The organism is Flavobacterium sp. WC2421 (assembly GCF_040822115.1).
Lineage (GTDB): Bacteria > Bacteroidota > Bacteroidia > Flavobacteriales > Flavobacteriaceae > Flavobacterium.
The window spans coordinates 3,567,644-3,592,172 of record NZ_CP162004.1; the positions used below are offsets into that span (position 1 = coordinate 3,567,644).

Annotated in this window: 19 protein-coding genes; 12 read left to right on the forward strand and 7 right to left on the reverse strand. The window is 32.9% G+C overall.

What is annotated here, in order from left to right; all coding sequences use genetic code 11:
- Window positions 1-44: 44 nt before the first annotated feature.
- Both AB3G33_RS15200 and AB3G33_RS15205 read right to left on the reverse strand, forming a co-directional pair.
- Complete coding sequence (locus tag AB3G33_RS15200) at window positions 45-2,432, reverse strand: TonB-dependent receptor (RefSeq protein WP_367771158.1); 2,388 nt, start codon at window positions 2,430-2,432, stop codon at window positions 45-47.
- 151 nt (window positions 2,433-2,583) lie between these two features.
- Complete coding sequence (locus AB3G33_RS15205; protein ID WP_367754324.1) at window positions 2,584-3,729, reverse strand: helix-turn-helix domain-containing protein; 1,146 nt, start codon at window positions 3,727-3,729, stop codon at window positions 2,584-2,586.
- 166 nt (window positions 3,730-3,895) lie between these two features.
- On the opposite strand from AB3G33_RS15205, the gene murQ reads away from it, so the two are divergent.
- The 8 genes from murQ (at window position 3,896) to AB3G33_RS15245 (ending at window position 10,149) form a co-directional block, all read left to right on the forward strand.
- Window positions 3,896-4,711 (forward strand): N-acetylmuramic acid 6-phosphate etherase, encoded by an 816-nt coding sequence (gene murQ / locus AB3G33_RS15210; RefSeq protein WP_367771160.1) that lies wholly within the window; start codon window positions 3,896-3,898, stop codon window positions 4,709-4,711.
- 49 nt (window positions 4,712-4,760) lie between these two features.
- Window positions 4,761-4,982: a DUF6095 family protein gene (locus tag AB3G33_RS15215; RefSeq protein ID WP_367754328.1), complete on the forward strand. Its 222-nt coding sequence runs from the start codon at window positions 4,761-4,763 to the stop codon at window positions 4,980-4,982.
- On the forward strand, window positions 4,982-5,554 hold the full coding sequence (locus AB3G33_RS15220) for a pentapeptide repeat-containing protein (protein WP_367754330.1): 573 nt from the start codon (window positions 4,982-4,984) through the stop codon (window positions 5,552-5,554). Before AB3G33_RS15215 ends, AB3G33_RS15220 begins: the two co-directional genes overlap by 1 nt.
- A gap of 1 nt (window position 5,555) precedes the next feature.
- Window positions 5,556-6,134 carry a DUF1572 family protein gene (locus AB3G33_RS15225; RefSeq protein WP_367771163.1) on the forward strand — a complete coding sequence of 193 codons (579 nt, stop codon included), beginning with the start codon at window positions 5,556-5,558 and terminating at the stop codon, window positions 6,132-6,134.
- Between the two features lie 108 nt (window positions 6,135-6,242).
- On the forward strand, window positions 6,243-6,617 hold the full coding sequence (locus AB3G33_RS15230; protein ID WP_367771166.1) for a DNA topoisomerase IV: 375 nt from the start codon (window positions 6,243-6,245) through the stop codon (window positions 6,615-6,617).
- A gap of 36 nt (window positions 6,618-6,653) precedes the next feature.
- Window positions 6,654-7,424 (forward strand): TerC family protein, encoded by a 771-nt coding sequence (locus AB3G33_RS15235; RefSeq protein ID WP_367754336.1) that lies wholly within the window; start codon window positions 6,654-6,656, stop codon window positions 7,422-7,424.
- Window positions 7,425-7,567: 143 nt separating this feature from the next.
- Entirely contained in the window at window positions 7,568-9,487 is a 1,920-nt protein-coding gene (locus tag AB3G33_RS15240; protein ID WP_367771169.1) for a DUF294 nucleotidyltransferase-like domain-containing protein, read from the forward strand.
- A complete protein-coding gene (locus AB3G33_RS15245; protein ID WP_367771172.1) occupies window positions 9,487-10,149 on the forward strand; it encodes a PolC-type DNA polymerase III in 663 nt (220 codons plus the stop codon). The genes AB3G33_RS15240 and AB3G33_RS15245 overlap by 1 nt, the downstream gene beginning before the upstream one ends.
- Before the next feature lie 60 nt (window positions 10,150-10,209).
- On the opposite strand, the gene AB3G33_RS15250 is transcribed toward AB3G33_RS15245, so the two are convergent.
- Both AB3G33_RS15250 and AB3G33_RS15255 read right to left on the reverse strand, forming a co-directional pair.
- The gene (locus AB3G33_RS15250; protein WP_367771175.1) at window positions 10,210-12,924 is read right to left on the reverse strand and encodes a DNA gyrase/topoisomerase IV subunit A; all 2,715 of its coding nucleotides are present in this window, start codon (window positions 12,922-12,924) and stop codon (window positions 10,210-10,212) included.
- A 35-nt stretch (window positions 12,925-12,959) separates the two neighbouring features.
- The gene (locus AB3G33_RS15255) at window positions 12,960-14,822 is read right to left on the reverse strand and encodes a DNA topoisomerase IV subunit B (protein ID WP_367754344.1); all 1,863 of its coding nucleotides are present in this window, start codon (window positions 14,820-14,822) and stop codon (window positions 12,960-12,962) included.
- Between the two features lie 443 nt (window positions 14,823-15,265).
- Between AB3G33_RS15255 and AB3G33_RS15260 the strand changes: the two genes are divergently transcribed.
- The 4 genes from AB3G33_RS15260 to AB3G33_RS15275 all read left to right on the forward strand — a co-directional run bounded on the left by AB3G33_RS15260 (window position 15,266) and on the right by AB3G33_RS15275 (window position 21,386).
- The gene (locus AB3G33_RS15260) at window positions 15,266-17,959 is read left to right on the forward strand and encodes a TonB-dependent receptor (protein WP_367771178.1); all 2,694 of its coding nucleotides are present in this window, start codon (window positions 15,266-15,268) and stop codon (window positions 17,957-17,959) included.
- 33 nt (window positions 17,960-17,992) lie between these two features.
- The gene (locus AB3G33_RS15265) at window positions 17,993-19,393 is read left to right on the forward strand and encodes a hypothetical protein (RefSeq protein WP_367771180.1); all 1,401 of its coding nucleotides are present in this window, start codon (window positions 17,993-17,995) and stop codon (window positions 19,391-19,393) included.
- A 66-nt stretch (window positions 19,394-19,459) separates the two neighbouring features.
- Window positions 19,460-20,419, forward strand: coding sequence for a hypothetical protein (locus AB3G33_RS15270; RefSeq protein ID WP_367771183.1), 960 nt, complete (start codon window positions 19,460-19,462; stop codon window positions 20,417-20,419).
- Between the two features lie 10 nt (window positions 20,420-20,429).
- Window positions 20,430-21,386, forward strand: coding sequence for a hypothetical protein (locus AB3G33_RS15275; RefSeq protein WP_367771186.1), 957 nt, complete (start codon window positions 20,430-20,432; stop codon window positions 21,384-21,386).
- Between the two features lie 85 nt (window positions 21,387-21,471).
- Here the strand turns inward: AB3G33_RS15275 and AB3G33_RS15280 are convergent, their stop codons facing one another.
- The 3 genes from AB3G33_RS15280 to ychF form a co-directional block, all read right to left on the reverse strand.
- Window positions 21,472-21,993: an NADPH-dependent FMN reductase gene (locus AB3G33_RS15280; RefSeq protein ID WP_367771189.1), complete on the reverse strand. Its 522-nt coding sequence runs from the start codon at window positions 21,991-21,993 to the stop codon at window positions 21,472-21,474.
- 101 nt (window positions 21,994-22,094) lie between these two features.
- Entirely contained in the window at window positions 22,095-23,129 is a 1,035-nt protein-coding gene (locus tag AB3G33_RS15285; protein ID WP_367754356.1) for an MBL fold metallo-hydrolase, read from the reverse strand.
- A gap of 152 nt (window positions 23,130-23,281) precedes the next feature.
- The gene (gene ychF / locus AB3G33_RS15290; protein ID WP_367754358.1) at window positions 23,282-24,376 is read right to left on the reverse strand and encodes a redox-regulated ATPase YchF; all 1,095 of its coding nucleotides are present in this window, start codon (window positions 24,374-24,376) and stop codon (window positions 23,282-23,284) included.
- Window positions 24,377-24,529 lie beyond the last annotated feature (153 nt).

The following is a 24,529-nucleotide window of genomic DNA, read 5'->3' on the forward strand; positions in this document are numbered from 1 at the left end:
ATTTTCTACTTTGTTTTAAAGACTATCTTCTAAGATATTTGGTATTATCTACCTGTTCTATTTTTCTCTTCTTGATTCCCAAAATCTCTATCTTTTACATTTATTTTTTTGTTCCCAAAATTATAAACCACAGACAGACGTACAAATCGATTGCTTTCATTGTTGTTATACACTTGTTTCACTCCATTTACAACCGAAACAAAATCTTTTAAATAAGAAGTATTAAAAACATCATTAGTCAGAAACGCCACTTGAACACTTTTATTAAACAAATCTTGCTTAAAACCAATATTTAGACTTGACATATAACCTACTGCATATAGTCCTTGCTTATAAGGAGGAGTATAACTAAAATCAATTTGCAATTTTGCCGTTTTACTTAATGAAAAAGTATTGTTTGTAGAAAGATCTACCTCTAAACTATTTGTTGGCGTCGCATTTATCGCATTTGTAAAATTTGTTTTTGATCCTAAAAGATACAATGAATTTTCACTTTGCCACCAATCCATAAAATTAGCAGAATAAGTCTCTCCAATACCGTAATTCAAACCTTCAAAATAATTCTCTCTTGTCACAATTAGCGTATTGGTTTCAGGATTTGATGTAAATAGCACACCATAGCCATCTGTAATAACATTTACGAAAACACTAGTCCGTAAAATTTCTTTGTACGAATGAGAAAATTCAAAATTATCACTGAAAGAAGGCTTCAAAAACGGGTTTCCTTCTGAATAGCTATTACTACTGATGTAAATACGAAACGGATTCAATAAGTCAAAACGAGGTCTATTAATTCTTTTTCCGTAATTCAAACTGAAATTATTGTTCTCGTTTTCGTTATAAGAAGCATAAAATGTTGGAAATAATTTTAAATAATTATTCACTGTTTCTTGATTCAAATTTTCAGAAAAACCATTGGTTTTAGTATTCTCTAATCGCAATCCCAATTGAAAATTCCATTTTTCATTAATTTTTTTAGCTCCATTAATGTAAACTGCCTGATTATTTTCGGTGTACTTAAATCGGTTTGATTGCTGAGGATCTAATTCTGGACTACCAGTAATGGTATTAAAATAGAACACATCGCTCTTGCTATTTGTAAAACTCATCTTTGCACCATACGATAATTTTAACGCTTGAAGCGGATGTTCCATATCTGCCTTGAAACTAAAGTTATTGATATCTTGATTAGAAATATTTCTCCCTGACTGATTTATAGCTATAAATGTCATATCTGCATCGTAGTTATTAGCAACAAACTTTCGATCAAATTTTGAATTATAATCGAAATAATCTACATCAAATGATAATTTTCGGTTAAGGGAATCCAGTTTTGTAATCAAATGCACATTATACGTTTGATTGCTAGATTCTTTGTCAGCAAAACTAGTATTGAGTATGTAATTTTGTAATTGCTTTTGTTTATTGTATCTGTCAATTCTAATATCTGATTGAAAATCAGGATTGTTTTTGGAGTTTAAATATTGAAAACCAACCGTTGTTTTTTCTGAAAAATCATAATCTAAAGCTAATTTTCCTGATGCATTTTCGTCTTTTACTTTTGTTCTAGCTTTCAAAATCGAAAGCCCTTCTACGAAATACACCTCAGAAACTTCATCGACATTTTTATATCCCGTTTTTCCATTTATACTTGCAGAAAAACGGAACTTATTTTTACTGAAAAAGAAATTATTTCTTAAAGAATAAATGCCATATTTATTTTGATCGTAAGAAGCTGTAGTCGTGTTTTTCCAGGAATCACGTGCTCCCTTTTTCATGATAATATTAATTAATCCACCAGTTCCTTCCGCTTCGTATTTTGCTGGCGGATTACTGATAATTTCAATGTTTTTAATATCACTTGCCGAAATTGATTTTAAAAAGTTGTTCAACTCCTCAGCAGTCAACTCAATCATTCTTCCGTCAATCATCACTCGAGAAGCTCCTTTTCCTAGAATAGTGATCACATTACTTTGCACCACAACTCCTGGCGCTGTATTTATGGCACTTAATGCATCACCACCAACCGTTGTAACATTATTTTCTAGATTATAAACCACACGATCTGTTTTCTGTTCGATGGTATTCCTTTTAGCTTGAATGACAATTTCATTCAAATTTGTTGCATTCTCTTTTAAAAGAATTGTACCTAAATCGAAATCATTTTCTATTGCAATTTCTTTTTCGTAGTCTGTAAATCCTAAAAGACTTACACCTATTTTATAAAAACCTTTTTTAATATTAATTTCAAAAGTACCATCTTGTTTAGTTGTAGTACCGTCAATAATTTTCCCCTGTGAATTTGATATGGAAACATCAGCCCATTGTAAGGGAGTTGTTTCACTAACTATTTTTCCTTTCAATTTTAAAGGTGCTTGCGCTAAACAAAACAAAGGCAATAGTAAAAAAATAAGGAGGTTCACTTTTTTCATAATTTCTAATTTTAAACTTGTTCGATTAATTTGAAGCAAAGTTCCCTTAGAAATTTTCAGAATTCGACCGACAAAAAAAAGTCGAACCAATTTCTATTAAAAAAATTGGTTAGACTTTTTCAAGTATGAAGTTCGACTTTTTACAAAACCTTTATAGTGAAGCGTTTCGGTAAGAGGTAGGCGTTAGATTAGTATATTTTTTAAAAGACGTATTGAAGGATGATTTTGAATTAAAACCTACTTCGTACAAAATTTCTAAAACGGTAAGCTGACTTTTGGATTGATCTTTTAAAATATGCATCGCTTTTTGAATGCGATATTCATTCACAAAATCAAAAAAGTGCTGGTTCATACGATGGTTAATCAACACTGATAAATCCCGAACTGGAATATTAATTTGATTAGAGAGTTCTTGAATTGTAAGCGACGGATCTAGATAAGGCTCCTTCTCTATCATATAATTTTTTAATGCTAAAATTTGAGAAGATACAAATTCGTCTTTATTGCTTATTATTTCTTTTGTAACCTCATTTTCTTCAGGAAGAAAATCTTTTGTCAGTTGCAATTTAGAATTGATTCCTCTAAAAAGTTCAGGATGATTTAGAGCTTTCATTACTAACCAACAAGTAATAAATAAAGCGACACTCCCTACTACAACATTTAACCAAAGAAACAGTTGTCTGAAATCGCTGTAACGCAATACATTTTTTAATGCCACCAAGCAGTGTGCGATAAGAAAAACGGTTGTCATCTGAAAAAGATACTTGTACGTAGAAGTACTTGGATTGGTATAGTTTTCCAGATAAATCTCTCTATATTTCTTCAAAATTAAAAATGAGCTCACGATATAAAACACGTATTGCAATTCAATTAAAACCTGTATAAAGTATATTTCTGGCATTTGCTCTAGAAATTCAAAAATTTCCTTTTCAGTATCACTAGCAAGATAAAGTCTTGGAAGAAAAACTAAATTAACTAGCACAATAGGAAATAAATGCACTAAATGCTTCCATTTTAATTTAAAATCAGAATAACAAACTGCTAACACATAAAGATAAAACAAAGGCATTGCCAACAAACAGATTGTCCATCTAAAAATCACTAAATTGACATAATCTTGAATATAATCTAAAACAAAAAAACCACAAAGGTCAATAGCAGAGACAATAAAGAACCACGCAAATAAACGGTTAGCTAATTTATTTTCGGTTTTAACGGTCAGTAAAAAAAATGCCATCAATAAAGACACAAAAACCCCGATGCGAGCAATCCCTTGCAATAAGCTTATTCTATCCATTTATCTTTTAATATGTAACAAATATAATATTTTAGTTCTTTTAACAAGAATTCGTCAGAGCGATAATGTGAACAAAATGAGAAATTAAATGTTTGTGACTTTACGCTATAAATTTCGAGATTGCGATAAAAAAGATTATTTTTGGGGAGTTCAACTATACTAAAAAATGACTTTCACAAAAACTACCGAGCAATCCTCAAAATACGAGCATCTTGAAAAAATGTCCGTTCACGAATTATTGACAAATATCAATCAAGAAGACAAAACTGTTCCTCATGCTGTTGAAAAAGCATTGCCACAAATAGAAACTTTAGTCACTCAAATTGTTGCTAAAATGAAGTTGGGAGGCCGACTTTTCTACATTGGAGCAGGAACTTCGGGACGATTGGGCGTGGTAGATGCTTCAGAATGTCCGCCTACTTTTGGTGTACCCTTTGATCTCGTGGTAGGAATTATTGCAGGTGGTGATATGGCGATACGCAGAGCGGTAGAAAATGCCGAAGATAATAACACTCAAGCTTGGAAAGATTTACAAGAACAAAATATAAATACCAATGATGTTGTAATAGGAATTGCAGCATCAGGAACAACACCTTATGTTATAGGTGGTTTGCAAGCCTGCAACGAAAACAAAATTATTACAGGTAGTATTTCATGTAATGCAGGAAGTCCACTTTCTCTTACGGCACAGTTCCCTATTGATGTAGTAGTAGGTCCAGAGTTTGTTACTGGAAGCTCAAGAATGAAAGCAGGAACAGCTCAGAAATTAGTATTAAACATGATTTCTACAGCTACGATGATCCAACTAGGAAAAGTAAAAGGAAACAAAATGGTCGACATGCAATTGAGCAATAGTAAACTGGTTGATCGAGGTGTAAAAATGATTATGGGTGAAATCCCAGTAACCTACGAGCAAGGTGCTGAGTTATTAAAAACATATGGCAGCGTGCGGAAAGCGGTAGACTTTTACAATAATAAGTAGTACACAGTAGACAAAGAACTTGAAACTTTAAACCTGAAACAAAAAAATAATGGCAACAAATAAAGAGATGTTATCCAAAGGAATCAAATATTTAGCATGGGCTTTGCCGTTGTTGTTTATCGGTCCGTCTTTGATTTATAATGCCTTTATGAACAAACAAAACGTTTGGCACTATTTGGTTTTGGCAATTGGAATAATGGCATGCATTGGAGCAATGTATTTGATGTTTCTAGGTTTAAAAACAATTATGAAAGGCATATTTAACGACTAATGGAAGAATTAATACACATTCAAAAAACCTTTGAAAAAGTAGTCTTTATTGACAAAAAAGTAAGTAATCGAGAATTTGAAGATTGTACTTTTAAAAATTGTGATTTCTCAAATAGTAATTTCTCCTATAATAGTTTTCTAGATTGTGAATTCATCGATTGTAATCTATCGATGACAAAATTATCAGGAACAAGCATGAAAAGCATTCAATTTAGAAACTGCAAACTACTCGGAATTCAATTTGAGGAATGCGACGATTTCTTGTTTAATGTTAATTTCCAAGAATGTGTTCTCGATTATTCTTCCTTTGCCAATAAGAAAATGCCAAAAACAAAATTCAATTCTTGTTCGTTACAAGAGGTAACTTTTGTTGGTACTAATCTGACGCAAGCCATTTTTGATGATAGTAATCTAGAAGGCGCTATTTTTAATAATACGCAACTAGCGGGAGCTGATTTTTCGAAAGCCTCTAATTTTAAAATTGATCCCGAATTCAATCCCATGAAAAAAGCCAAGTTTTCTACACAAGGAATTATTGGACTTTTGGATAAATACGATATTAAAATTCAATAAAATGGAAACGAATCAACTGTATCTTGAAAGTGTAAAAAAGCAAATGCACTATTACAAAACAATCGGTGAGAAAGCAATCAATCAATTAGAACCGGAACAGCTATTTATTACATCGAACGATGATTCTAATAGCATTTCGACAATTGTAAAACACCTTTCGGGAAATATGCTTTCGCGCTGGACCAATTTCCTAACGACCGATGGGGAAAAAGAATGGAGAAATAGGGATTTGGAATTTGAAAATGAACCACAAACCAAAGAAGAAGTATTAGCAATATGGAATACTGGCTGGGATTGTTTTTTTAAAGCAATTGATTCTCTGCTTCCGGAACAGCTTTTACAAATTATATACATTCGAAATGAAGGACAAACAGCAATGGATGCCATCAACAGACAATTGGCTCATTATCCGTATCATGTAGGTCAAATCGTTTTTTATGCTAAGCAATTAAAAAATACAAATTGGGATAGTTTATCCATCCCGAAAAACAATTCAAAAGAGTATAATTCGGAGAAATTTGCTCAGGAAAAGAGCATCAAACATTTCACTGATGCCGAATTAAAAAGACTAAACAAATAAGGAACCGCTAATCAACTAGCCCTGATAGCAGTGGAAATCCTTTTTATCCTGATTTTTTTCAGGATAAAAAGATTGAAACGAATAGCAGGAATAAGCTTCAAAAAAAATATGAAAAAAATACTATTACTTCCTGTACTGCTCTCTATTGTGTCCTGTTATAATGTTGAACATAACTGCAAAGACTTTAAAACAGGGAAATTCCGTTTTGAATATGAAGTCGATGGGGTAAAAAAAGTAACCCTTTTTGAGCGAAATGACAGCATTGAAATTGAAAATTTTGAAGGTAAGATTGATACCGCATCTATTCGATGGGTAAACGATTGTGAGTATATTTTGAAGAAATTGCATCCAAAAAATATGGCGGAAGAAAAATCAATCGACATGAAAATTTTGTCAACATCAGGAAACACCTATATATTCGAATTTGGTATTGTAGGGACTGCACAAAAACAAAAAGGGACTGTTACTAAACTTAAAGACTAAATACAAAGACTTTTTTATAATTCTTAACTCAATAAAATGGAAGTATTTTTAAATCCTGATGCTTGGATTGCCCTGTTAACATTGACTTTTTTAGAGATTGTACTTGGAATCGATAATATTATTTTCATTTCAATTGCTACGGGTAAACTGCCCGTTGAAAGCCGTAAAAAAGCCACCAAAATAGGAATGTTCTTGGCTATGTTCATGAGAATCGGTCTGTTGTTTGGTATTAATTTATTGATTCAAATGAAAGAACCTTGGTTTACGATTGACCTAAGTTGGTTCTCTGCTGGAGTAACGGGACAAAGTCTTATATTACTTTTTGGTGGATTATTTCTTATCTATAAAAGCACTAATGAAATTCGTGAAAAAGTAGATGAAAAAGGACATGAGGAAAAAGAACTGGGTAAAGCGGCTACAAAATCATTTCAGAATGTATTACTACAAATTATTATGATTGATTTGGTTTTCTCTTTTGATAGTATTCTAACTGCTGTAGGGATGACTAATGGTGTTCATGGTGCTATATATATCATGATTACCGCTGTTGTAATTTCGGTATTAATTATGATGCAGTTTGCCGTTCCTGTTGGGACATTTGTGAACAACCATCCTTCCATCCAGATTTTAGGACTTTCCTTTTTGATCTTAATTGGCATGATGCTACTCACTGAAAGTGCTCATTTATCGGATGCACTTATTTTTGGTAGCCATGTGACACCGGTCCCAAAAGGCTATTTGTATTTTGCCATTTCCTTCTCCCTTTTTGTAGAAGTCATCAACATGAAAGTAACTAAAAAGAAATAAAAATTAGTAACTAAAAAAGCTTTCGTTTCGGCGGAAGCTTTTTTTTTATGCTCATTTCTAAGAATATGATATATAAATATCAAATTTTGTTTTTTTCTTTTTATCTCTAATTTTATAAATTAACTTAGTTGCAAATTATCGTAATGAAAAATACTATTTCCCATAGGGTTGCCGACTTTTTAAAAAACTTTCCCCCATTTAGTTTTTTACATCAAAGAGAAATCGAAGCCCTTTCTGAGCAAATATCAATTATATATAATGAAAAAGACAGTGTTGTATTTACTGAAAATGAAGAAACGCACAACAGTTTTTACATCGTTCACAAAGGAGCTGTAACCTTACGAAATAGTTTCAGTAACGCTGTTTTGGACATGTGTGATGAAGGTGATATTTTTGGGTTAAGACCACTTATAGCTAATGAGAACTATAAAATGGAAGCCCGAACTCATGAAGAAAGTATTCTGTATGCTATACCGATTGCCGTTTTTAAGCCCTATGCGCTTGAAAACAAAGCAGTAGGGAACTTTTTAATTGAAAGTTTTGCTTCAAACACACGCAACCCTTATTCCAAAAGTCATAGAGGGAAATTATTTGGTGAGGCTTCAGCAACTGAAACTTTGGATGCCAATAAAAGCATATTAGACATTCAGCCCGTAAAGTATTCAAAAAAACTAGTTAGTTGTTCTGCGTCAACTACAGCAAAAGATATTGCTGAAACCATGACTAAAAAAAACGTAGGTGCTATTCTTGTTGTCGAAAATTCACTCCCTATAGGCATTATAACTGATAAAGATTTAAGAAATAAAATTGTTACTGGAGCATTTCCCATCACCACAACTGCCAGTGTAATAATGACAACTCCTGTTATTACCTATCCTAAAAAAATGACCGTTACACAAGCGCAAATGGCTATGATGAAAAGTAATATTAGCCATTTATGTATTACCAAAGACGGTACTGCTAATACTAAAGCAGTGGGAATCCTATCCAAACATGATGTTATGGTGGAAATAGGTAATAATCCTGCAGTGTTAATAAAAGCAGTAAAAAGAGCTAAAAAATTCAAACAAATCAAGCCAATACGAGCTAATATAATGCAACTATTACAAGGATATTTAGATCAAAATATCCCAATGACTTTGACTTCTAAAATAATTACCGAATTAAATGATGTTTGTATAAAGCAAGTTATTGCCATTGCGTTAAAAAAAATGAAAACCCCTCCTCCTGTAAAATTTGCATGGTTGGCCATGGGAAGTCAAGGAAGAAGTGAGCAATTGCTACATACCGATCAAGACAATGCATTAATGTATGAAGAAGTCCCAGAAGAATTAAGTGCAGAAACCAAAAGCTACTTTTTAGAATTGGCAACACATGTCAACAAAGGCCTTTTTGACATTGGTTATGATTATTGTCCTGCTGAAATGATGGCTTCAAATCCTAAATGGTGTTTGAGTTTGAGTGAATACAAAGATTTAGTGTACCATTGGATTACTAATCCTGGAAAAAATGAGGTTTTATTGTCTTTTATCTTTTTTGACTATAGCTTGTCTTATGGAGATAAGGAACTTGTAAATAACTTGTCCGATTTTATTTTTGAAAATATAAAAGCCAATCCAGTTTTTTATATTCACTTAGTAAGTGGTGCATTGCAAAGTCCTTCCCCCACTGGATTCTTCAGACAACTTCTTGTAGAACAAGATGGAGAGCACAAAGACTTTTTTGATATAAAAAGACGTGCTTTAATGCCACTAGCCGATGCCGCTAGAGTATTAATTCTATCTCATTCTGTGAAATCCATAAGTAATAGTCCGGAGCGGTTTGAAAAATTAGCCGACTTAGAACCCCAAAACAAGGAATTGTATTTGGCTTGCTCCTATTCCTATAAAGCATTATTAAAATTCAGAACCAAACAAGGACTTTTACATCACGATTCGGGGCAGTTTATTGCTTTAGAAGCACTAACCAAATTAGAAAAAATAAAATTAAAACGAACTTTTAAAACCATTAAGGAACTTCAAGAGCTTATTACAATTCGGTTCAATGCTTCAAATATATTGTAATGAAGAAATTTTTAAAAAAAGGCCAAACCGTTTTATTGAATTTTTTGGGTAAATCAGAAAACCCATATGAAGAGGAGTTGCTATCAAAAGACATTGACTCCACCCGTTTTGTAATATTGGATACGGAGACCACAGGATTCGATTATGTAAAAGATCGCATTCTTTGCATTGGAGCAGTTGTTTTACAAAATAATACAATTGCAATTCAGGACAGTTTTGAGGTTTACATACAACAGGAGCATTACGATAAATCAACAGCTAAAATTCATGGCATTTTAAAAGAATTTGCATTAGACAAACCTAATGAATTAGAAGTGTTGCAACAGTTTCTGACATTTTTAGGAGACTCCATTATCATTGCACATCATACCGTTTTTGATGTTACGATGATTAATAAAGCACTAGAAAGAAATGGATTACCATTACTAACTAATAAGTCATTAGACACAGCGGTACTTTATAAAAAAACGCTAATTGTTTCTCACTTATTTGAGATTAAGGATACCTATAGTCTGGATGAACTTGCGGATAAATTTGATATTTCTATAAAAGACAGACACACTGCATTAGGTGACGCCTATATTACAGCTATTGCTTTTTTGAAAATTAGAAAAAAATTAGAAGCAAAAAAAATTACAACTCTAAAACAATTATTTAAATAAGCACATTCAAAACCGTTTAAAATTAAAAAGCTTCCACAGTTGTGGAAGCTTTTTTTATAGTTAAAATAAAATAACTTGGCCATCATCATCAAGATGTACATCAGTATCATCATTGTGATCATCGCTTTTAATCGGTTCCTCTTTAATTTCTACAGGAGGTTCGTAAGGTAATGATTCTAATAAGTTTACCTGTTTTAGTTTATCTGTTGTTAATTGATTTCCAAGTGCTTTAAATCCTTTGACAGCAATAAAATCTTCGATATCAATAGTTACACTTTCTTTTTGAACTCCTTTAATCTTTGGAAAAATTAATTCGGCAACGGGACGATAATCCGTTGATACAATTTCCAATTGGGAATTTGGGTGTTCTGTAATGAAGTTTTCCTCTTTATTTTCGGTTTCCACCAAGAAACGTTTTAAGTAATAACGCTCTTTTTCACCATCAAAATAAATTGCAGATATTGGTTTCTTAGGAATCCATTTTTCCAGCACTACCATATCCGTGTCGAAATGAGTGGTTAATTCCGGAATGACTACTTTTAATTTTCCAGATTGCTGTATAATCAAGATTTTATCATTTGGTCTAAACTCACCCAATAATTCTCCTCTACCATCAACATTCAAACGTTGTACTGTATCATCAAACCAAATTTTTCTTGGTAATAACGTTGAGATTCCTTTTTCTTTAATTTCAATTTTCTTAATCGGATATTTAGAAACCACATTTCCTTTAGAAGCACGTCCTTTTATACCAATTTTAGAAAAATCAATATCAAATTTCAGTTTTTTAATACTTCCCACCTGACGTAAAATTATAGTCACTACTTCAGCTTCTCCATTTGGATTACAGGTGAAATAAAGAATCTGTGACCCTTTGGTACCATTGGTTAAATCATATAATTTATCTCTAGTAACTCCCGAAACATTAAATCGTTTAATAAAAGAAGGCCCCGATTTTCCATCACGATAAATCACATTGTAAATAGTACGCTTGTCACTTTTGTCAAAAATAGCAATGTGAATAATGTCTTTACCCACAAAAGTTTTAGCATCTACTTTGGTCACCATCATGTTTCCGTCACGTAAAAAAACAATGACATCATCAATATCTGAACAATCTGTAACATACTCGTCTTTTTTCAAGCTGGTTCCTACAAATCCTTCTTCTTTATTGACATATAATTTAGTGTTTCTCAATACTACTTTGGTCGCTTCAATATCATCAAAAACTCGAAGTTCAGTTTGGCGTTCTCTCCCTTTTCCGTATTTCTCTTTCAGCTTGACAAAATAAGCAATAGCAAAATCAATTAAATGTTCTAAATCATGCTTTACTTGCTCAATATTTCCTTCTAAGGCTTCAATTTTATCTTGTGCTTTATTGCTATCAAATTTAGAAATACGCATGATTCGAATATCCAACAAACGCAGAATATCTTCTTCGGTAATTGCTCGTTTTAAATGTTTTATATGCGGTTTCAATCCATCATCAACGGCCTGAATAACATCTTCTCTAGTTGTTTTTTCCTCAATATCACGATAGATTTTGTTTTCGATAAAAATACGTTCCAAAGACAAGAAATGCCATTGTTCTTCTAGTTCGCTTAATTGAATTTCCAGTTCGCTTTTTAATAATTGAACCGTTCTGTTTGTTGAAATTTTCAACATATGGGAAACACCAATAAACAAAGGTTTGTTATCTTCAATTACACAACCTAAAGGTGCTACCGAAGTTTCACAAGCCGTAAAGGCAAATAACGCATCAATCGTTTTATCAGGAGAAACACCAGGATACAAATGAATTAGGATTTCAACATTGGCAGCGGTATTATCCTCAATTTTTTTGATTTTGATTTTCCCTTTATCATTCGCTTTCAAAATACTATCTATTAAGGTAGTCGTATTTGTAGAAAACGGAATTTGGGTAATCACCAATGTGTTTTTATCTAGTTGCCCAATTTTGGCACGCACACGCACACGACCTCCGCGCAATCCATCATTATAATTGGAAACATCGGCAATACCTTGAGTCATAAAATCAGGATAAATCGTAAACGGTTTACCTTTTAATATTTTTACCGAAGCATCAATTAATTCATTAAAATTATGTGGCAAAACTTTGGTCGAAAGACCTACAGCAATCCCCTCCGCTCCAGAAGCCAATAGTAATGGGAATTTTACTGGAAGATTGTTTGGTTCTGCTCTTCTTCCATCATAAGACATTCCCCAATCGGTAATTTTTGGGCTGTATAAAACCTCCAAAGCAAACTTTGACAATCGGGCTTCAATGTAACGAGAAGCAGCAGCACTATCACCAGTAAGGATATTCCCCCAGTTTCCCTGGCAGTCAATCAGCAGTTCCTTTTGTCCAATTTGTACCATAGCATCACCAATACTCGCATCTCCGTGAGGGTGATATTGCATGGTGTGACCTACAACATTGGCTACTTTATTATAACGACCGTCATCCAACTCTTTTAGAGAGTGCATAATACGGCGTTGCACTGGTTTAAAACCATCTTCAATAGCAGGAACGGCACGTTCTAGAATTACATAAGAAGCATAATCCAAGAACCAATCTTTGTACATTCCTGTAACTTTGGTAATGGTATCCCCACCGTCTTCTTCGTTATCGTAAAAATGTTGTCCTTCAAAATGCTTGGCATCGACTTTGATTATTTCATCCGATTCTTCTTCTTGATTTTCATCAATTGAATTGTCTTCTGAATTTATATCTTCATTCTCTGGATTTGTATTTTCTTCTTCCTCGTCTTTCATTAAATATATCCTATTGAATAGTAATTAATTGTATTTTAAACTGTTTCAATTGCATCCAATTCCACTTTCAAGTTTTTTATGATAAACTCTTGTCGGTCTGGAGTGTTTTTACCCATATAGAAAGACAGCAATTGCTCAACTGAAGTATTTTTGTCCATCATTACAGGGTCCAATCGAATATCTTCCCCTATAAAAAACTGAAACTCATCTGGAGAAATCTCTCCCAACCCCTTAAATCGGGTGATTTCTGGTTTTGGTTTTAATTTTTCAATGGCTGCTTTTCTCTCGTCATCAGAATAACAGTAAATAGTTTCTTTCTTGTTTCGAACTCTAAAAAGTGGGGTTTGTAAAATATACAAATGCCCTTCTTTTATCAATTCAGGAAAAAACTGTAAAAAGAAAGTGATCAATAACAATCGAATGTGCATTCCGTCGACATCGGCATCAGTTGCAATTACAATGTTGTTGTAACGCAAGTTTTCCATATCATCTTCAATATCTAAGGCCGCTTGAAGCAAATTGAATTCTTCATTTTCATAAACAATTTTTTTGCTCATTCCGTACGAGTTCAATGGCTTACCACGCAAACTAAATACCGCTTGCGTATTTACATCACGCGACTTGGTAATCGATCCAGAAGCGGAATCTCCCTCAGTAATAAACAGTGTACTTTCTAAATATCGTGGATTTTTTATATCTGGTAAATGCACGCGGCAATCACGCAGTTTTTTATTATGCAAATTGGACTTCTTTGCTCTGTCTTTGGCTAATTTTCTAATTCCTGAAAGTTCTTTACGTTCTCTCTCCGCTTGTAGAATTTTACGTAAAAGCAAGTCGGCCGTTTCTGGATTTTTGTGTAAATAATTATCTAATTTATTTTTGATAAAATCATTTACAAAAGTACGAACCGAAGGCATGCCAGGATCAGAACCCATATCGGTCGAACCTAATTTGGTTTTTGTTTGTGATTCAAAAACAGGTTCCATTACCTTAATACTTATCGCACTCACAATCGATTTTCTAACATCCGAAGGATCAAATCCTTTGTTGTAGAATTCCCGAATGGTTTTTACGATTGCTTCTCTAAACGCCACTAAATGTGTTCCTCCTTGTGTTGTATTTTGTCCATTTACAAAGGAATGGTATTCCTCACTGTACTGGGATTTACTGTGTGTAATTGCTAATTCGATATCATCCCCTTTCAAATGAATGATTGGGTAAACCATATCTTCTTCGGCAATATTTTCATCTAATAAATCTTTCAATCCATTATCAGAAAAGTATTTTTCTCCATTATAGATTATTGTTAAACCCGCATTCAGGTAACAATAATTCTTTAGCATTTTAATTACATATTCATTTCTGAATTTATAATTTTTAAAAATAGCTTCATCTGGAATAAAAGTAACCTTTGTTCCTTTTCGTTTTGTAGTATCAATAATATCTTCTTCCAGCACCAAATTTCCCGCTGAAAATTCGGCTGCTTTTTGTTTTTCATCTCGAACGGATTCAACGCGAAAATAATTAGACAAAGCATTTACTGCCTTAGTACCCACTCCGTTTAACCCTACCGATTTTTTAAAGGCCAAAGAATCGTACTTCCCACCTGTATTCATTTTAGAAACTACGTCAATGACTTTCCCAAGTGGGATTCCTCGTCCATAGTCACGAACCGTAACGGTCTTGTCTTTAATGGTTACTTCAATCGTTTTACCAGCACCCATTACAAATTCATCGATACAGTTATCCAAAACTTCTTTCAGAAGAATATAAATACCATCGTCCGCAGAAGATCCATCCCCTAATTTCCCAATGTACATACCGGGACGCATACGGATGTGTTCTTTCCAATCGAGGGAACGAATATTGTCTTCGGTATATTGATTTTGATCTGACATTTTAAAATTTATCGATTTTGTGCTAATATAGGATATCTCGATATATTTTAAAAGAGGTAACAGTCAAAGTTATTAAGAATGATATTGACAATTATTATGTAGTGTCACTTTTGGAGTACTAGATCCTTTTAAAGAAAACCAAAAAGTAACCAAAAAGTTAATTCTAATTAAATTTTGTAAGAATCAATTTGATTTTTACAATGATTTAATATCGGAAAATAAAATTAAATAACTGAAAAACAAATAGTTAATGTTAAATCTAAAATATTGAAATTATTAAAATATTAAGGAACAGTAACCTGTGATTTTTGAAATAGCTAAATAATTAGGTTTGTAAAAAAAATTAAGCCGTGTGTAAAATAAGTACTTTTCGATTGTCTCTATTACTATTAATTATCCCTTTTTTCAGTATAATTTATGGGTCTGAAATAAAAGGTCGAATATTGGATAAAAACACTAATGAACCTATAATAGGGGCTACCATTTATCTAACCGCTACAACTTATGGTTATTCTGGTTTTGACGGTACTTATATCATAAAAAATGTTCCTGAAGGAAGTTATATAGTGAAATGTAGCTATCAAGGATATATAAATCAAGAAACAACAATTACTGTAAAATTGGGTGCAATTACATTAAACTTTGAATTAGTAGAAAAAAACATCACCCTTTCCGAAGTCGTAATTTCTGTAAAGCAAGACAAAGAATCTTCAAAATATGCCTTACATAGAGAAAAAGAATCGCAAAATATTTTAAATGCAATTAGCGCGAAAAGCATACAGTTGCTACCTGATTTAACCACCGCCGGCGTATTACAACGTATGTCTGGAGTTTCATTAGAGCGCACCAGCACAGGCGATGCTAGATATGCCATCATAAGAGGAATGGATCAGCGATACAATTACACTCTTGTAAATGGAATAAAGATCCCAAGTCCGGACAACAAATATCGTTATGTCCCAATGGATATGTTTCCAGCTGATCTCCTAGAACGATTAGATGTTATTAAAGCACTAACACCCGAAATGGAAGGAGATGCAATAGGTGGAGCTATGGATTTAATTATGAAAAATGCGCAAGACAAATTGGCGATAACCGCTAATATTGCAACAGGATTTAGTCAATTTATTAGTGATAATGGATATGAAAATTTCGATAAAAAAGTAATTAACAGTAAGTCTCCTGCAGATATTAATGGTGCTAATTATATCGCAACACCTAATGATTTTACCTATAAAAACTTTGATTACAAACGTAAAACTTTGCCTTTAAACACCAACTTAGGATTTTCAATAAGCAATCGTTTTTTGAAAGATAAAAAACTGGGAGTAGTTGTAGCGACTAGTTATCAAAATGAATACAAAGGATCAAATAGTACATGGTTCAAACCAGAAAATCAACCTGCACCAGGGAATGTTCCTGCGTTTACAGATCTATATTCCAGAAGGTATAACACCAACCAAACTCGATATGGAATTCACACTAAGCTAGATTATATTTTAAATTCTAAAAATAAAATTAGTCTTTACAATGTGTATTTAAAATCCGAAGAAACTCAAAATCGTAAATCTATAGATACTAGTTTATCGATAGGTCGATCAGGAGTTGGAACAGGAAATACATACAAATTATACCGTTCCAGATATATAAAGCAAAGTATTTACAATAACACCTTGCAAGGAGAACATAAAATCAATGAATATTTAAATGCTGATTGGTCAGCTGTTTATTCTTTTGCTAAAAGCATAACCCCAGATTGGTCTGAATACCAAACTGTAGAACAAGTTGGTTATGATGCTAATCAAAATCAAACAGTTACTCCAGCTGTTTTAAATATTCCTTTTTATCGAATTTGGATGAACAACTCCGATAGAGATTATGCTGGTTACATAAATTTCAAGTATAAAAAAGAAATCTTAAATAAACCGATGGTCCTATCAATGGGAGGGCTTTACAGAAATAAATTGCGAAAAAACAATTACAATGAATGGAATTTAATACCTAATAATTCCAGTTCAGGCGAACCCATTCCTTATGATGGTATTTTATCTCCAGACAAATTTCATTTTAATGGTATTACTGCAGCACAAGGAAGTCCTAACAATGCTTTAAATTATGACGCTACGGAGAAAATTGCGGCCTATTATTTTCAAGATAATATTCAATTTAATGACAAACTTTCGATTCTTGGAGGTCTACGTATAGAAAATACGACACAAACTTGGAAAACAGCACAGGATGCTACCATAATTGCGGGAGCGGTTGGATCAAAAACCTATACTGATTTTCTGCCAAGTATCCATTTTAAATATAAATTAAGTGAAAAAGAGAATCTTCGGTTATCTTATTTTAGTGCCATAAACAGACCCGGATTCTACGAATATATTCCTTTTAAAATAGAAGGAGAGGATTTTAACATGAGTGGTAATCCAAATTTAAAACATGCAACTGCTTCCAACTTTGATATTAGATATGAATTATTTCCAAAAGGATTAGATCAGTTCTTAATTGGAGCTTTTTATAAAAACATTCAAAACCCAATAGAATCTGCCATTTTATTCACAGGGACATCAAGCGCCACTTTAAAACCTACCAATTTTGGAACAGCTACCAATTTTGGGCTTGAAGTAAACATGGCTAAATATTTTGGAAAGATTGGAATAACAGCTAATTACACTTACACTAACTCAAAAATCACTACTACTAAATTGTTTTACAACAGTTCTTATGTGAGCGAAGAAACGACTCAAACTAGACCACTACAAGGACAATCCCCTCATATTGCCAATCTTTCGTTATTGTATAAAAATCAAAATTCAGGAATAGATGTACAATTGGCCTACATCTATACAGGAAGAAAAATCACATTAGTTTCCCCTTATAAAGATTTAGATTATTGGCAAAAAGGAAATTCGCAACTTGATTTTTCTATAGAAAAAAGAGCATTTAAAAATTTTACTTTCTATAGCAAAATTACCAATCTTTTAAACACGCCCGTTCTTGTGCAAATTTTGCAACCCAACATTTATACTACTGGGAAGTTTGCCTTACCTAATCAAACAGACCCTGACAGAGTTACCGTACAAAAAGACTTGTATGGAATCAATTACACCTTTGGAATGCGTTATAAATTTTAATCATAAACAAAACAACTATAAATAAATTAAACAATGAAAAATAAATTAAATTTTGGAATTATAGCTTTAGCATTAATAGCTTTATCCTCTTGCAGTAATGATCAAGTCTCAACACCGCAATTTAAAGCTAGTACTACTATTACAGGAGAAACCCTTTCTGGAAGTGTAAAAGGAACAATGGAATCAGGCAAAACCTATTATTTTAATTCAAAAGTAACCATTAATGCTAATGATACATTGGTTATGCAAAGTGGTGTAAAATTATTAGCTACAAATCCTGCTGCAGAATTAATTGTAAAAGGTGTCTTTATTTCATTGGGAACAAAAGAAAATCCAAACTGGATTACTGGAAAAGATGCTTATTTGAATCCAGCTAATTATAAATTAACAACACTACAAGATCCTAATACTGATCCAGCTTTGAAACCAGATGGAAAGCTTTGGGGAGGTATTCAATGTGAAGCCACTTGTTCTTTATTGGATATCAAATGGACTCATTTAGATTTTGCAGGAGGAACTGCAGATGACTTAAATGCTGATCAAGGGTACAAATCTGGAGATGATTTATTCAATATCAAATTTGGTAATCCTGATGGAATTTTAATTCTAGAAGATTCATGGGTTTATGGTTCAACTACAGATGCTGTTCGTGCAAATGGAGGAAAAATACACATCATGAGAAATACAGTTGAAAAAGTTGCTTATAATGATGGGGACTGTTTTAACGTAAAAAATTCAAGCATAGGAGACATGGCTTATAACTTAATCATAGGAACCGCTAAAGGAGGTACAAAAGCATCTAATAAAGGTACTTACGGAAGCGTTCAAACGGAAATCAATATGTATAACAATACGTATGTATCTGGTGGTTTTAGAAGTGTAGATCCAGACCGTGGTGCTAATGCTAATATTGAGCAAGGTGCCAAAGGAAAAGTGTACAACAATCTATTTGTGAATTGTAGAACAGGCTTGCGTATTTTAGAAAACCCAGCTGCCGATTTTGCCAATTGTTTTTATGGTAATAACTTAAGTTATGGTGACACTGCCGCAATTGTAAATGAGTTTTACCCAACTACTCATGCAACAACTCCCCAACCTACTGATCTTCCTTTACCTTCTTCTTTCTTACCAGTAGGCTATGTTAATGGCGCAGTATATAACGCTCCGCAATTAGTAGGTCAAAACAATCCTAAATTTGTAAACTTCCCGTTACCTGTTCCTGTTATAGCAAATTTAACTTTGTATAACTTTCAAGGAAATTATGATTTTCACTTAGCTGCTGATTCACCAGCAATTGGTAAAGGGAACGCTTCATTTACTGCAGTTAATGCAACAGCTTCTCTAACAAATCAATATCTAAAAGCCACCGTTACTCCTCCAAATGTTGATTTAGGAGCATTCCCTAAAAATGGTTTAGGTAATCTACATAATTAATAAAATTTATTTTAATTAGAAAGGCGGCTGGGAAATCCATCCGTCTTTTTTTATTTTTTTTGAATTATGAAATTACGCTTCTGTATTCTATTTGTATCTATATTAATACATTCATTCAGTTTTTCTCAAAACAAGAAAACGCCTTTTACTTTCATTGTCTTAGGTGATATGCCCTACAATTTACCCAAAGACAATCTGAAATTTGAAAATGTAATTGCAGCACTTAACAAACGTAATCAAGCTTTTAATGTTTTTGTAGGAGATTTTAAATCGAGCAAAACACCATGCTCAGATACTGCTTTTCAAAAAATTTTAGGTTATTTCAATAGCTTCAAAAAACCATTAATCTATACTCCTGGCGATAATGAATGGACAGATTGTGGAAAACCTCAAGCGGGCTCTTACACTACCAATGAACGTTTATCTGCAATTAGAGCACAATTCTTTAAGGACACTTTACATAGTTTAGGCAAATCAACAATGGAGTTAAGTTCAGAATCGTCAAATGTTGCTTATGCGAAATATGTTGAAAATAAAATGTGGAAGTACAACGGGATTTCATTTGCCACCATTCATCTTGTAGGCTCAAATAACAATTTCAATACTGATAATTTAAATTCAAATGAAGAATTTTATGAGCGTTCAAATGCTGATATTTTTTGGTTGAATACCGTTTTTGAACAAGCAAAAAAGGACAATTCTTTAGGAATTGTGATCTTTGAACATGCAGATATGATTACACCCGATAAAGGAAAAGAGGGGTTTGTAACTTTCCTTAAAGAACTTCAAAAACGAGTAGAAACATACAAAAAGCCAGTGCTTTTAGTAAATGGTGATTCTCATGAATACAAAGTAGATAAACCATTGTATGAAAATGTGGAGTTAAAAAAAACAGTGCTAAACTTCACCCGATTACAGGTATTTGGCGAAGCTGATATGCATGCTGTCGAAGTTACAGTAAATCCAAAAAATCCAGCACTTTTTGAAATCAACCAAATTTGGATTCCAGAAATTAATAAATTTTAAATTAAAAATAATGAAATACTCTTCCCTAATTGCATTTTGTTTTTACAGCATATTTCTAACAAGCTGTACTAGCGACACTACTAAAACAGCAGAACCTGAAGTTATTATTGACCCCGTTGTCGTTGAGCCAATAGTAAACACTCCTTTGGTTTCCGAAGTAGGCTTGATGTGGTCCTATGCCCCTGAATCCTCTGGGATTGTCTTGACAAATGGTTCTATTTACACCTTTAATGATTCCGGAAACCCTAATGTTTTTTACAAAGTAAATCCTGCCGATGGAACTTTGCTGCAGTCTATAACCGTTACAAATTTTCCAAACGTAGATTGGGAAGATATTACAGCCGATGATAATTATATCTATTTAGGTGATTTTGGAAATAATGATGGAATCCGAAAAGATTTAAAAGTTCTAAAAATCAGCAAAGCACAGTTTATAAACGAAACAGCCAAAACGGTTAATGTAACAGCCGAAGCTATTGCTTTTTCTTATAATGAACAAACGAGTTTCATTTCTTCAAGCACTCATAATTTTGATTGCGAAACCATTATTTCAAAAGCAGATAATTTATATATTTTTACTAAAAATAGAGGAGATAATAAAACCAACATTTATAAACTCTCCAAAACTCCGGGTCAGTATTCCGTATCATCATTAGCCAGTTATAACGTAAATGGGTTGGTCACTGGTGGAGATTACAATGCTCAAACTAATGAAGTAATTTTAGTAGGTTACTCCCCTTCTGGTCATAAAAATTCTTTTGTTTACAGTTTGACTAATTTTAATGACGATTCGTTTTTTTCAGGAACTGTTGTTGAAAAAATAATAGGAAATAGTTCCAATGACTGGCAAACCGAAGGAATTGCTTTTGGTTCATTAGATGAAAAAAAAATATACCTTTCATGTGAAACAACAGCTTTTAGTAAAGCACAATTATACAGCACCAATAAGACTACTTTGGGTTTCTAAAAAAGGATCAGACCTAGGTAGTTGACTTTTTTGCAATAATCATTAGGGTGAACTTTTAAAATATCGATGGAACTTATCTAAAAAATTAGAAATTATTTACAATTCCATTCAATTCCTCATCCAATTGGGGATTAGAAATCTTATTGTTTGCGATATCAAAATTATCATAGAAACTAGGTAAGGAAAAAGTAGCTTTAATTTCAGCTCCGTAACGAGGAAAAGCATTTTTTGCAATTTCTAATACGGTTGCGCCCCCTCTTTTCCCATTAGAAGTAGCCATTAGAAGCATAGGCTTTTCTTGAAAAACTTTACCCTTAATTCTGGAACACCAATCAAAAATATTTTTAAATGCTGCTGAATAGTTCCCGTTATTTTCTGCCATAGAAACCACTAAAATATCGGCCGACACTATTTTATCTAAAAACGCCTGTGCCAAAGGATGCTGACCAATTTCTTCCTCGATATCAACACTAAATAAAGGCATCTGAAAATCATTCAAATCCAATATTTCCACCTCGGCATTTTCAAATAAAGACGCCGCATACGTAGCTAATTTTTTATTGATTGAGTTTTTACTAGGGCTTGCGCCAAAGGCGATTATTTTCATAAACCGTATTTTTTATAAATATACTTAAAAAATGGCAGACGAATTTATTCGATTTAAATTTTGAGCCATTAACCTCTGAAACTTTAGGAATTTGAAAACTACTATTCCATTTCCCACCATTTTAAGCTATCGGTAAAGTTAGCACTGAATAACTCTCCCATTTTCGGGGTGATGAAATTCAATTTTTCAGTAGCTGCTTTTTCTGAAAATCGCTCAACTGGCTCTTTCCATGCATGTTGCGCTAACGCAAAACCTGCCCAATGCACTGGCATACAATTTCGAACTTTTGCATCTATTGCAGCCTGAACACTCTCCTCAGGATACATATGAATTTGATGCCAGTTTTCATTGTATTGACCACATTCCATAAAAGCAAAATCGAAAGGTCCTAAACGTTCTCCTATTTCTTTAAAATGTGTACCATAACCACTATCACCGCTGAACCAAATATTTTCTTCTTCTGTGTTAAAAACCCAACCGCCCCAAAGCGATTTAGCTCTATCTGTCAATCCTCTTCCTGAAAAATGCCGTGTGGGTGTGAACGTAATTTTTATACCATTAAAGACAGACTCCTCCCACCAATTAAATTCAGTAATTATATCTGCCGGAATTCCCCAAGAAACTAAATGCCTTTTCACCCCTAAAGCAACATAAAACAACTTCGTTTTTTCTTTAAGTTTTAAAATACTTTCATAATCTAAATGATCATAATGGTCATGTGATATTAGCACCAAATCAATTTCAGGGAAACTGTCAATAATCGTGAGTGTTGAATCACTAAAACGCTTTACTTTGAATGGTGCAATCGGAGCCGCATCAGAACCAAACATGGGGTCGATTAAAATATTCTTGTTTTTCAATTGCATATATATTGCTGAATGTCCATACCATATGCTTTGCATAGATTGATGTGTATTTATAAATAATTCACTATCAAACGGCACAACGGACAAGGACTTTGCTTCTCTACCCTCTTTTTCACAAAACTGCTTACGCAAAAATTTAGGCATATTAGACAATGAAAAGTCCATACTGGTTTCTTCCAGGTTTTCAAAAATGGTACCGTTCCAATACTCTGATTTTGAATATTTTTCTATTTCGTTTTTTGACGGTTTTGCTCCAAATTGCTTTCTCATATTCTTTTAATTGTTTCCTAAAAATTCTACGACTTAAACTTAGTAAAAAATAAATTATTTAATTGTTAATTTATAATCTTGTTAACAATCAAAAAAGCCTGCAAAATTACTTTTGCAGGCTTTACCTATTTTCTATTTTCTAATCTATCTGATTATACGTTGAAACGGAAATGCATTACATCTCCATCTTTCACAATATATTCTTTTCCTTCAACTTTAAATTTCCCTGCTTCTTTTGCTTTTGCCTCAGAACCATAGTGAACAAAGTCTTCGTATGAAATTACTTCGGCACGGATAAATCCTTTTTCAAAATCAGTGTGAATTACTCCAGCTGCTTGTGGTGCAGTTGAACCCACGTCAATTGTCCAAGCACGAACTTCCTTAACACCTGCGGTAAAATAAGTTTGTTGTTTTAATAATTTGTATGCTGCACGAATAAGGACTGATGCTCCTGGCTCAGTTAATCCCATATCTTCAAGAAAAACTTGACGCTCTTCGTAGCTTTCCAATTCTGTAATATCTGCCTCAGCACCTACAGAAAGGATAATCACTTCAGCATCTTCATCTTTAACTAATTCACGAACTAAATCTACATACTTATTTCCTGTCACTGCTGAATTTTCATCAACATTACATACATATAATACTGGTTTTGCAGTAATCAATTGAAAACCTTCCATCAAAACTTCTTCATCATTATTTTGAGGAGTTATTGTTCTAGCTGATTTTGCTTGTAATAACGTTTCTCTTATTCTGTCTAAAAGTGCTTTTTCAGTTTGCGCTTCTTTATTTCCAGTTTTAGCTGCACGATTTACTTTTTCCAAACGTTTTTCAACATTCTCTAAATCTTTTAATTGCAACTCGATATCAATCGTTTCCTTATCACGTATAGGGTTTACATTTCCGTCAACGTGTACTATATTATCATTATCAAAACAACGTAATACATGAATGATTGCATTACACTCTCTAATATTTCCAAGAAATTGATTTCCCAATCCTTCCCCCTTACTTGCTCCTTTAACTAAACCTGCAATATCAACAATATCAACAGTAGCCATTTGAACGCGTTCTGGTTTTACTAATTCCTCTAATTTTTCAATTCTAGGATCTGGTACATTTACGACACCTATATTAGGTTCAATTGTACAAAAAGGAAAGTTAGCACTTTGCGCTTTTGCATTTGACAAACAATTAAATAATGTTGATTTTCCAACATTTGGCAATCCTACAATTCCTGCTTTCATTTTATTTATGTTTACAAATAGAGTTTACGCTATCCGTTTTTAGTATTTACTTTAAAAGTTTGCAAATATAAGATTTAAAAAACCTATTAGTGAAAATAAACCTAAAATTTATAGGAACAGAGGTATTTTTAAACATTTTATCAAAGTAATAAT

Excerpts from the sequence above, each read along its gene's own strand:
- AB3G33_RS15200 (WP_367771158.1), bottom strand. The coding sequence starts at position 2,432 with ATGAAAAAAGTGAACCTCCTTATTTTTTTACTATTGCCTTTGTTTTGT.
- AB3G33_RS15205 (WP_367754324.1), bottom strand. The coding sequence starts at position 3,729 with ATGGATAGAATAAGCTTATTGCAAGGGATTGCTCGCATCGGGGTTTTT.
- murQ (WP_367771160.1), top strand. The coding sequence starts at position 3,896 with ATGACTTTCACAAAAACTACCGAGCAATCCTCAAAATACGAGCATCTT.
- AB3G33_RS15215 (WP_367754328.1), top strand. The coding sequence starts at position 4,761 with ATGGCAACAAATAAAGAGATGTTATCCAAAGGAATCAAATATTTAGCA.
- AB3G33_RS15220 (WP_367754330.1), top strand. The coding sequence starts at position 4,982 with ATGGAAGAATTAATACACATTCAAAAAACCTTTGAAAAAGTAGTCTTT.
- AB3G33_RS15225 (WP_367771163.1), top strand. The coding sequence starts at position 5,556 with ATGGAAACGAATCAACTGTATCTTGAAAGTGTAAAAAAGCAAATGCAC.
- AB3G33_RS15230 (WP_367771166.1), top strand. The coding sequence starts at position 6,243 with ATGAAAAAAATACTATTACTTCCTGTACTGCTCTCTATTGTGTCCTGT.
- AB3G33_RS15235 (WP_367754336.1), top strand. The coding sequence starts at position 6,654 with ATGGAAGTATTTTTAAATCCTGATGCTTGGATTGCCCTGTTAACATTG.
- AB3G33_RS15240 (WP_367771169.1), top strand. The coding sequence starts at position 7,568 with ATGAAAAATACTATTTCCCATAGGGTTGCCGACTTTTTAAAAAACTTT.
- AB3G33_RS15245 (WP_367771172.1), top strand. The coding sequence starts at position 9,487 with ATGAAGAAATTTTTAAAAAAAGGCCAAACCGTTTTATTGAATTTTTTG.
- AB3G33_RS15250 (WP_367771175.1), bottom strand. The coding sequence starts at position 12,924 with ATGAAAGACGAGGAAGAAGAAAATACAAATCCAGAGAATGAAGATATA.
- AB3G33_RS15255 (WP_367754344.1), bottom strand. The coding sequence starts at position 14,822 with ATGTCAGATCAAAATCAATATACCGAAGACAATATTCGTTCCCTCGAT.
- AB3G33_RS15265 (WP_367771180.1), top strand. The coding sequence starts at position 17,993 with ATGAAAAATAAATTAAATTTTGGAATTATAGCTTTAGCATTAATAGCT.
- AB3G33_RS15270 (WP_367771183.1), top strand. The coding sequence starts at position 19,460 with ATGAAATTACGCTTCTGTATTCTATTTGTATCTATATTAATACATTCA.
- AB3G33_RS15275 (WP_367771186.1), top strand. The coding sequence starts at position 20,430 with ATGAAATACTCTTCCCTAATTGCATTTTGTTTTTACAGCATATTTCTA.
- AB3G33_RS15280 (WP_367771189.1), bottom strand. The coding sequence starts at position 21,993 with ATGAAAATAATCGCCTTTGGCGCAAGCCCTAGTAAAAACTCAATCAAT.
- AB3G33_RS15285 (WP_367754356.1), bottom strand. The coding sequence starts at position 23,129 with ATGAGAAAGCAATTTGGAGCAAAACCGTCAAAAAACGAAATAGAAAAA.
- ychF (WP_367754358.1), bottom strand. The coding sequence starts at position 24,376 with ATGAAAGCAGGAATTGTAGGATTGCCAAATGTTGGAAAATCAACATTA.